At 61.6% G+C, this 8,057-nt stretch carries 9 protein-coding genes and 1 tRNA gene; 2 read left to right on the top strand and 8 right to left on the bottom strand.

All coding sequences use genetic code 11. From position 1 onward, the window contains the following. The coding region (locus AC1DT3_RS07505; protein ID WP_477464629.1) for an NAD kinase at positions 1 to 768 on the bottom strand (768 nt) is incomplete at its 3' end. Between the two features lie 48 nt (positions 769 to 816). Here AC1DT3_RS07505 and cutA point away from each other — a divergent pair. Beyond that, entirely contained in the window at positions 817 to 1,149 is a 333-nt protein-coding gene (cutA, locus tag AC1DT3_RS07500; RefSeq protein ID WP_477464628.1) for a divalent-cation tolerance protein CutA, read from the top strand. A 10-nt stretch (positions 1,150 to 1,159) separates the two neighbouring features. On the opposite strand, the gene AC1DT3_RS07495 is transcribed toward cutA, so the two are convergent. The 5 genes from AC1DT3_RS07495 to AC1DT3_RS07475 form a co-directional block, all read right to left on the bottom strand. Next, a complete protein-coding gene (locus AC1DT3_RS07495; RefSeq protein WP_477464627.1) occupies positions 1,160 to 2,137 on the bottom strand; it encodes an MBL fold metallo-hydrolase in 978 nt (325 codons plus the stop codon). 102 nt (positions 2,138 to 2,239) lie between these two features. Next, entirely contained in the window at positions 2,240 to 3,040 is an 801-nt protein-coding gene (locus tag AC1DT3_RS07490) for a TrmH family RNA methyltransferase (protein ID WP_477464626.1), read from the bottom strand. A gap of 65 nt (positions 3,041 to 3,105) precedes the next feature. Beyond that, complete coding sequence (locus tag AC1DT3_RS07485; protein WP_477464625.1) at positions 3,106 to 4,464, bottom strand: sensor histidine kinase; 1,359 nt, start codon at positions 4,462 to 4,464, stop codon at positions 3,106 to 3,108. Continuing rightward, positions 4,461 to 4,970, bottom strand: coding sequence for a putative pterin-binding protein (locus tag AC1DT3_RS07480; RefSeq protein ID WP_477464624.1), 510 nt, complete (start codon positions 4,968 to 4,970; stop codon positions 4,461 to 4,463). The genes AC1DT3_RS07485 and AC1DT3_RS07480 overlap by 4 nt, the downstream gene beginning before the upstream one ends. Before the next feature lie 222 nt (positions 4,971 to 5,192). Next, a tRNA-Thr gene (locus tag AC1DT3_RS07475) sits at positions 5,193 to 5,267 on the bottom strand. Between the two features lie 246 nt (positions 5,268 to 5,513). On the opposite strand from AC1DT3_RS07475, the gene AC1DT3_RS07470 reads away from it, so the two are divergent. Continuing rightward, the gene (locus AC1DT3_RS07470) at positions 5,514 to 5,807 is read left to right on the top strand and encodes a hypothetical protein (protein ID WP_477464623.1); all 294 of its coding nucleotides are present in this window, start codon (positions 5,514 to 5,516) and stop codon (positions 5,805 to 5,807) included. A 78-nt stretch (positions 5,808 to 5,885) separates the two neighbouring features. Here AC1DT3_RS07470 and AC1DT3_RS07465 read toward each other — a convergent pair whose 3' ends face one another. Both AC1DT3_RS07465 and AC1DT3_RS07460 read right to left on the bottom strand, forming a co-directional pair. Beyond that, positions 5,886 to 7,580, bottom strand: a complete 1,695-nt coding sequence (locus tag AC1DT3_RS07465; protein WP_477464622.1) for an MFS transporter — start codon at positions 7,578 to 7,580, stop codon at positions 5,886 to 5,888. Positions 7,581 to 7,806: 226 nt separating this feature from the next. Next, the coding region (locus AC1DT3_RS07460) for a TrmH family RNA methyltransferase (protein ID WP_477464621.1) at positions 7,807 to 8,057 on the bottom strand (251 nt) is incomplete at its 5' end.

The following is an 8,057-nucleotide window of genomic DNA, read 5'->3' as shown; positions in this document are numbered from 1 at the left end:
CCCGAACTGCTCGCGCAGGATGCGCTCGTCCAGGCTGTGCCCCGGATCGTGCAGCATGACGAGATCGACGCTGCGATCCATCGAGACCTGGACACGTGATACGTTGCGAAATTCGGTATGATCGGCGACCGCACTCACTGGCCGCATGTCGTGTTCCAAGACCTCGATCTCGATCCGCGCATAATCCGGCAGCAATGCGCCGCGCCAACGGCGGGGCCGGAACGCGGAGATCGGCGTCAATGCGAGGAGCGTCGCGTTCAGCGGAAGAATCGGGCCGTCGACCGAGAGGTTGTACGCGGTCGAGCCGGCCGGCGTCGCGACGAGAATACCGTCGGCGCTCAGTTCCGCGAGCCGAACATGGGAATCGACGCTGACCTTGAGCTTGGCGGCCTGGTAGGTCTGCCGCAGCATCGAAACTTCGTTGACGGCGCGGGCGGTGTGAGAATCGCCATGAACGTCCCACGCGACCATCAACAGCGGGTGGACCACGCTGCGCTGCGCTTCCTCCAGTCGCTCGAAAAGACCGTCAGAACGGAACTCGTTCATGAGGAATCCAACGGATCCCTTGTTCATGCCGTAGATCGGCTTGGCGGATCCCATGAACTGATGCAGACAGCGCAACATCAAGCCGTCGCCACCCAACGCGACGATGACGTCGGCCTCGTCCGGTCCCACGTGGGGATAGACGTCCTCCAACGTTTTGCGGGCCTCTTGAGCCTCGGGACTGGGACTCGCAATGAATGCGACCCTGTTGAAACGGCGCGCCATGCCCAATTACCCTCGTCCTGCCAGGACCAACCTGACAAGAGGCATAGCATGGACCAACCTCTCCTCGTCTATACGACCTTTCCAGATGTCGACATCGCATTGTCCATCGGGGAGGGGCTCGTGCGGGACAAACTGATCGCCTGCATGAATGTGCTTCCCGGCATGCGCTCGGTCTACGCATGGAAGGGCGCGGTGGAGCATGGCACCGAAGTCGCCGCACTCCTGAAGACCGTGAAAGGGCGCGAACGCGTTGTGCTGGCCGCCCTGAAGGACCGGCATCCCTATGAGACGCCGGTCATCCTGAGTTTCGAGCCGACCGGATGGGACGGCGGCACCCTGGCTTGGCTCGCCGCCGAGACGGCGGGCGAGATAAACGGGTGAGACGGATCGTTCAGACGGCCGAACTCCACTGGACCGGCACGAAGCGGAACTTGCTGCCCTCCTTGCCGATATGGCCGGTGGCTGGGAACGGGGCATGGTAGAACGCCACCTGAGCGCGCTCGGTCGCCGCAAGATCCAGCATGCGGTGCCTCGTCTGTCGAGCGACGTCGGCATCCATGTCGAATATCGCCGACCAATCCGGATTGCGCACAAAAAGGGCGGGGTGGTTCGTGACGTCGGACATGACGAGGAGCTTGCCGGCACCGGACGAGAGCATGAAAGACGTGTGCCCAGGCGTGTGGCCGGGGGTCGCGATCGATGTGAGTCCAGGCACCACTTCCTTGTCGTTCTCGTAACGCTTCACGTCCTTTGCAATCGGAGCGAACACGCGGCGAACGTTCTGGAATCCTCCCTTCATGCCCTCCGGCGCCTGGCTCATGCGGGCGTCGTCCATCCAGAAAGCCCATTCGGCCGCAGGAACCATGATCTCGGCGTTCGGGAATACGGCGGTGCCGTCCTTCAGGCGCAGGCCATTGATGTGATCGCCATGGAAATGGCTGATCACCACCGTGTTGACCTGAGCCGGATCGAAGCCGGCGGCGCGGAAATTCGCCATCCAGGTGCCTGAGGTGGGCGCACCGAGATCGCCATTGCCGACATCGATGAGAGTCAGGCGATCGTTCCGCTTGAGAACGAGGGTGTTGAACGTAATCGGCAGCGCGTCGGCAGGGAGAAATGCGTCCTTCATCGCCTGCTCGATCTGGCCCAATTCCGCGTTGCGGATGAAGCCTTCGAGCGGGCGTTTGGCGAATCCATCGTTGATGGCCGTCACTTCGATGTCGCCGACCTTGTAGCGGTAGAACCCAGGCGCTTGCCGGGACCCGCCAGGCGTGGGCGTGGTGCCTTGAGCCAATGCGATGCCTCCAAAGGGATTTGCGAGGGCGAGCGTGCTGCCCGCGAGTACGATACGGCGCGTGATGGTCGACATGATACCTCCCGAGTATGCCGAGAGGCTATTGCACGCCGGCGCGCGATCAAGCGGCCCAGCTTCACAATAAGGAGAGGTTTGTCTTCCCAGGGAAAAGTCGGCTCAGGGAGGGTTTTGCCTCAAGTGATGCAGGACAATGCCGCTGGTCGTCGAGACATTCAAAGAATCGAATCCGCTCGTCATGGGAATGGCGATCGTGCGGCTGTCCGCGAGGAGTTCAGACGGCAACCCGGGCCCCTCCGCGCCCAGAAGGAGCGCGGTCCGCGCGGCGCGGCGGACGGACCCGAGCGTTTCCCGTCCCGAAGGACTGAGCGCCATTACCTCAAAGCCGGACGCCCGCAGCATGTCCACCATCATGGATGGTGAGCCGATCCGGGCGAAAGGTACGACGAGCGCCCCGCCGACGGATACGCGAATGGCTTTCCGGTACAGCGGATCGCATGTCTGTTCATCGAGCAAGATGGCATCGACGCCGAAGGCTGCCGCGTTCCGGAAAATCCCGCCGACATTGTCGTGATTGGCGAGCCCGACGAGCCCCACCACGAGAGCCTCGGACGGGAGATCGTCAAGAAGATCGGACGCGGCGGGGTCGGCACCCCGCTTGCCGATCGCCAGAATACCGCGATGGATCGGGAAGCCGACGATCGCATCCATCACCTGTCGGCCGGCGACGTAAACCGGAACACCGTCGGGAACGAGCGCCAACAATTCGCCGATCGCATCCATCCGGCTTTCCGCGATGAGGAGGGATTCGACCGTGAAACGCGACCGACTGAGCAAAACGCGCAGGACGACCTCGCCCTCGGCGACGAAGAGGCCCTCACGGCCGATGAGGTCGCGCTCGCGCACCGCCCGGTATGGCTCGATGCGCGGATCGTTCGGGTCGAGGATCGTCGTTTGCATGGCGAGGTATTGAACGCCGATGCCGGGAAATGCAAATCGCGATAGCAGGATTGCCTGTACGCTTCCTAGGAGGCTGCCGCGTCGGAGACGATCGATGCCCGGCGGGGCAACCGCATGGTGAACGTCGAGCCTATGCCTTCCGTGCTCGTGACGGTGATATCGCCGCCGTGCAGGCGTGCGATGTTGAGGGCAAAGCTCAAGCCAATTCCGGTACCGGCGATCTTCTCCCCGGTCCGGGCGCGGAAGAACTGGGCGAAAACCTGATCGATCTCGTCCGGCGGGATGCCGACGCCGTAATCCTGGACGCTGATGTTCACGAAGCTGTCGTCGAGCGTGGAACTCACGCGGACGGACGTGCGCTTCTCCGAAAACTTGAGGGCATTCGACACGAGGTTCGAAAAGGCGCCTTCGATCAAGGTCGGATCACAGAACACGGACGGATCAGCCAGCGTTCCTTCAATCAGCAGGCGGCGATCGGGATAGAGATGGCGATGACGTTCACAAACGGTGTCTATCAGTTGGCTGAGGTCCGTCGTGCGCGGCCTGAAGGAAATCTCACCCTCGTCGAGCCGTGCCGCATTGAGTGTGCTCTGCATCATCTGCAGCAATCCGGAGACCGCCTCGCGAATATAGTTGCTGCGTGCCTCGATCTCTTCCGCGTCCATCGCACAACCGCGCCGGATCATGCGTTGTGCGCTCGAGTCGATGACGGCGAGCGGAGTGCCGAACTGATGGGTGACCATCGTGACCAGCGTCCTGTACAGCTGGCTGAGTTCGCGCTGACGCCGAAGGGATTCTTCCTTGGACGCGATTTCGCGGCGTGCGCGAATGGTCAGAATGACCAGCACCGCGCCGCTCGTCAGCACGCCGGCGAGATATCCCAGAATCTCCAGGAGGGTATCGCGACGGTCGTCTCGGAGCGCCAGCGCGCGGCGGCGGACTTCGAGCATGACCTGGTTCGTCGCTGTCCGCAGGAACATCGTCAACGGCTGCGTGGCTGCGCGGATGGTGTCTTCGGCTTCTTCGTCTCGCGGCTTGAGCGTCTCGATCTGCGGCGCCAGAGCCTCGACCGCGATGACATGTTGGTCGATCTTTTCGAGGACGCCCGATTGCGCCAGATAGTTCCTGGGTTTGCCCGTCTCGAAAACCTTGAGACGACTTAACAGAATATCGTAACGCAATTGTAGGTCTTCAGGCGACACCTCCTCGTTGCCGCTGACATATTGCGCCACCGTATCCAGGAAGCGGACATTCTCGAACTGGGCTTGGGTGATCTGCCACGTCATGTCGTCGCCGATATCGTCCTTGAGACCGCGCTCGATTGCGACAAGGCGAATGACGGCAAAGTCCAGGGAGATGAAGAAAACGAGAATGGCGGCGGCTGAAAGAAGCAGAGGGCGGGATCGGAATAGACGAGCGATCATTGGACCGTCAGGGATTTCAGTTGCCAAACCCAGCGGGAATCGAGCCTGACATTCTGAAGCTCCGATTGCTCATCCTTCGGATAGACGATCCACAACGGCCCTCTGTCCGAGGGCAGAAGTTCTTTACCGTCCATGCGGAATGCGAGGATGACGTCGTAGTTCTTGAAATCGGACATCGGGATGTCGATCGCGTAGTCATTGAGCGCGGCCGCCGAGGCCGTTTGACCCTTCGCGCCGATCTTGTCGAGAACGTCCCGCACCAGAACGCCCTCGAACGTGTTGACGCCGTCGGTCCAGTTCGTGCTGGTCTTGAGCGTGCGCACGCCGAGCCGTTCGAGCATGGCCCGGTCGAACTGCGCCGCCCCCGGCGCGTTCGTCACGGCAATCTTTCCGGTCACGGTCAGGATGACTTTTCCTGACGGCGGCGGCAGGTCCTGGGCCTGGACTGCCCCAAGGGGCAGCATGCAGGCGAAAAGTACGAGCGCGATATGAATTCGGCCGAACACGTTTGAGCACCTCGGAGGTACCGCGCGGGAATGGGCATCAGGGAAAGGGCGTTGGGCGCGGAGCTGTCCCAGCCTTAGGGTATGTTCCCTAGCGTCACACTAGTTGTTCGACTAGGTTTTACTCGAAGCGCAATAAGATCGTGAGCGCGACAACATCGTGAGCGCGAAAAGGCCGTCGACCGCGCGATGGGCCGCATGCTTCGAGAATGTTTTTTTTGAGAATGGTGCCGGCGGAGAGGATCGAACTCCCGACCTTCGGTTTACAAAACCGCTGCACTACCGCTGTGCTACGCCGGCGCCAGGGCGCTCACCTAGCAGCGCGCGCCTTCCGACGCAAGTTCTTGGCCGCGCCTCCCGGCGCAAGTTCTTGGCCGCGCCTCCCGGCGCAAGTTCTTGGCCGCGCCTCCCGGCGCAAGTTCTCGGCCGCGCCGAAATCAAGTTCCCGACCCCCATCAAAATAATGTGCTCGGGAGCACCGCAACAAAACCTGTCCTGTGCGACTTACCTAGCGTAATGATTGGATCCAAGGCTAGGGCGTCGGCTATGCGAGAATTTTTCCTGTCCCCCGGGCGATCGATGATTGTCGGCGCCGGCATCGGCATTTTGGCGCTAATTCTAGCTGCGCCCGTCGACGCGGCGGGTGGGACGAAGTCGAAAGCGGTCAAGGCCGCGCCGACGACCTCAGCGAAGATTTCCGAGGTGTTGGCAAAGAAAGAGCCCCAGGTGACATCGTCCACCGGCGGGCTGAGTTTGCCCTCCAACTGTCAGCAGTCGCGCAAGCGTCTGTTCGTGGAAGGCGAAGGCTGGCTCGTCCGGCGCGTCACGACCTGTTACTGACCTGCCGGCCGTCAGATTGCCGCAAAAAAGGCCCCGCCTTAGGCGGGGCCAATTCTATCTTAGTTCCGAGTTACGTGATCAATCCTCGCCCTTGTAGGCGAAGATGTCCCTGTTCTTCGTTTCCGGCACGAAGATCATGCCGATCACGAAGGTCATCAGGGCGATGACGATCGGGTACCACAGGCCGTAGTAGATATCGCCTGTCTGGGCCACCATGGCGAAGGCCGTTGCCGGCAGAAGGCCGCCGAACCAGCCGTTACCGATGTGGTAGGGCAGCGACATGCCCGAATAGCGGATGCGCGTCGGGAAGAGCTCCACCAGCGCGGCCGCGATCGGCCCGTACACCATCGTCACGAAGATCACGAGGATGAAGAGCAGTCCGATGATTCCGGCCACTTGTGGACGGAAGACGTCGAACGGATGGCTCATCTTCACGATCTGAGCGTCGCCGGCCTTCGGATAACCTGCCGCCTGCAGAGCGGCCAGCACGGCCTTCTGCGAGTCGGCGGTCTTGGCCGCTGCCTCGAAGGTCACGTCGGTCGTTCCGATGCGGACCTTCGCCGGCTGACCTGCCGGGCCCGGTTCCGTGCCGTACTTCACCGAGGACTTCGCCAGATAGTCGCGAGCGAGATCGCACGAGGTGGTGAAGACGCGGGTACCGACCGGGTTGAACAAGTTTCCGCAATCGGTCGGATCTGACACCACGGTCACCTTGACGTTCTCCACCGCGGCTTCGAGAGCAGGGTTCGCCAAGGTGGTGATCTGCTTGAAGAGCGGGAAGTAAGTCAGGGCGGCGATCAGGCAGCCCGCGAGGATGATCGGCTTGCGACCGATCTTGTCCGACAGCCAGCCGAAGAACACGAAGAATGCCGTGCCGATAAGCAACGACCAGGCAATCAGCAGGTTTGCGGTATACCCGTCGACCTTGAGGATCGATTGCAGGAAGAACAGAGCGTAGAACTGGCCTGTATACCAGACCACGCCCTGGCCGGCGGTGAGGCCGAGAAGGGCGATCAGCGCGATCTTGGCGTTCTTCCACTGGCCAAAGGCTTCCTTGAGCGGAGCCTTGGAGCCCGTTCCCTCTTCCTTCATCTTCTGGAAGGCGGGAGATTCCTGGAGCTGGAGGCGGATCCACAGCGAGATGCCGAGGAGCACCACCGAGACCAGGAACGGAATGCGCCAGCCCCAAGCCGCGAAGGCCGGCTCGCCGAGGATGGTTCGCGTGAACAGGATCACGATGAGCGACAGGAACAGACCGAGCGTCGCCGTCGTCTGGATCCACGAGGTGTAGAAGCCGCGACGACCGTGGGGAGCATGCTCGGCCACGTAGGTTGCAGCGCCACCATATTCACCACCGAGCGCGAGGCCTTGCAGGAGGCGCAGCGCGATCAGAATGACGGGCGCGAGCACGCCGATCTGGTTCGACGAGGGCAAGAGGCCSACGATGAAKGTCGACAAGCCCATGATCAYGATGGTGATGAGGAAGGTGTATTTCCGGCCGACGAGGTCACCGATGCGCCCGAAGACCAGGGCGCCGAAGGGGCGGACCAGGAAGCCCGCAGCGAAGGCGAGGAGGGCGAAGATGTCCTGCGTCGCCTTCGGATATTGGCTGAAGAACTGCGCGCCGATGATGGCCGCGAGCGACCCATAAAGATAAAAGTCGTACCATTCGAATACTGTGCCGAGCGAAGAGGCGAAGATGACTTTCTTCTCCTCCTTGCTCATCGGGCGGACTGCAGCGTCCGTCCGTGGCGTCGTGGCAGCGGTTGCCATGGCGATTCCCTCCAATGTTTCCCCCAACAAGCGGGGGGTCTTGCGTCAAAGCGTGTGAGCTTGGCGTCAAGGACATCTCACGCCGCGATTCGCAGCCGAGACGTCCATCGGGTGGAAAGCCTAACGACAGGGCAGCGCCCCACAATTCCCAATTGGTATTTGCGACTTCAGTCTAAGACGCCGGAAACCAAGTAAAACGGCTCAGTTTCGCAAGAGAAGGAGATGATTATTTCTGTGCGACCGCTTTCGTCACTGCGTAAAGCGCGATGGCGGCGGCGTTCGAGACGTTGAGGCTTTTGATCACCCCCGGCATGTCGAGCCGACCGATGTGATCGCAACAATCGCGGGTTCGTTGCCGAAGCCCTTTGCCCTCTGAACCGAGGACAAGCACGACGGGATTTTGGAGCGACATCTCGTCAATCTGCCTCTCCCCGGTGGAATCGAGGCCGATGCGGGTAAAGCCGCGCTCTCCAAGGG

Source organism: Microvirga sp. P4_G7, assembly GCF_056401005.1.
The sequence above is the reverse complement of the archived record's forward strand: the minus strand, read 5'-3'. Positions and strand labels throughout refer to the sequence as shown.

What these genes read in the sequence shown, in the direction of transcription:
- cutA (WP_477464628.1), top strand. Translation starts at nt 817, where the DNA reads ATGGACCAACCTCTCCTCGTCTATACGACCTTTCCAGATGTCGACATC.
- AC1DT3_RS07485 (WP_477464625.1), bottom strand. Translation starts at nt 4,464, where the DNA reads ATGATCGCTCGTCTATTCCGATCCCGCCCTCTGCTTCTTTCAGCCGCC.
- AC1DT3_RS07490 (WP_477464626.1), bottom strand. Translation starts at nt 3,040, where the DNA reads ATGCAAACGACGATCCTCGACCCGAACGATCCGCGCATCGAGCCATAC.
- AC1DT3_RS07495 (WP_477464627.1), bottom strand. Translation starts at nt 2,137, where the DNA reads ATGTCGACCATCACGCGCCGTATCGTACTCGCGGGCAGCACGCTCGCC.
- AC1DT3_RS07470 (WP_477464623.1), top strand. Translation starts at nt 5,514, where the DNA reads ATGCGAGAATTTTTCCTGTCCCCCGGGCGATCGATGATTGTCGGCGCC.